Consider the following 526-nt stretch of genomic DNA (forward strand, 5'->3'; position numbering starts at 1 on the left):
CACCCGGCCTGCGGCTGGCCCGCGACCTCGTCGCCGCCCAGCCCGACGGCGGCCAGCTCGTCCTCGGCTCGTCGAACCCGGTACGCGACGTCGCGCTGGCCGCCGTGCCCCGCTCCGGGCTCACCGTGCGGTCGAACCGCGGGGTCGCGGGCATCGACGGGACGGTGTCGACCGCCCTCGGCGCCGCGCTCGCCCACCCGGGCCCGACGGCGCTGCTGCTCGGCGACCTCACGCTGCTGCACGACACCACCGGACTGGTCGTCGGCCCGGGGGAGCCGTCCCCGGACCTGACCGTCACCGTCCTCGACGACGACGGCGGCGGCATCTTCCACCTGCTCGAACAGGGCGGTCCGTCGCACGCCCACGCCTTCGAGCGCATCTTCGGCACGCCGACCGGCGTCGACCTCGTGGCCCTGGCCCGGGCGGCGGGCTGGCGGGCGACCGACTGGGGCGGCGACGCGGGCGAACTCGCGGCCCGCCCCGGCTCGGGACGTCGGCTGGTCCGGGTCGCGGCTCACCGTGCCGG

General features: G+C 78.3%; 1 pseudogene. It reads left to right on the forward strand.

From position 1 onward, the window contains the following. Positions 1–526 (forward strand): annotated as a pseudogene (locus GTW08_RS24910) (2-succinyl-5-enolpyruvyl-6-hydroxy-3-cyclohexene-1-carboxylate synthase); the annotation flags it as partial.

Origin of the sequence: Pseudonocardia sp. SID8383 (assembly GCF_009864975.1) — a bacterium.
Taxonomy (GTDB): domain Bacteria; phylum Actinomycetota; class Actinomycetes; order Mycobacteriales; family Pseudonocardiaceae; genus Pseudonocardia; species Pseudonocardia alni.